At 52.6% G+C, this 232-nt stretch carries 1 protein-coding gene; it reads right to left on the bottom strand.

Annotation, left to right across the window (positions count from 1 at the left end):
• The coding region (locus V6767_RS22765; RefSeq protein ID WP_448475519.1) for a LysR family transcriptional regulator substrate-binding protein at window positions 1–232 on the bottom strand (232 nt) is incomplete at both ends.

Genomic DNA, 232 nt, shown 5'->3' with positions numbered 1-232 from the left:
ACAACCTTGTAGGACTCGTCATAGAGCTGGTCTATTCGATAGAGGTCTTCACTGAGCGTCGCCGCTGTGACAACGACGTCAAATTCACCCTCTTGCAATCCGGCCAGAAGCTTGGAGGCAGACGCCACGATCAACTCTATTTCGGCTTGCGGCAATCGTGCACGGAAGCGTTCCATAGCGGCTGAAATCCGGTTGTGACCAATCGTTTCGCCAACACCGACAGAAATAGGAA

The organism is Martelella sp. FLE1502, from assembly GCF_053484255.1.
Note: the sequence above shows the minus strand (reverse complement) of the source record. Positions and strands in the feature narration are given on the sequence as shown.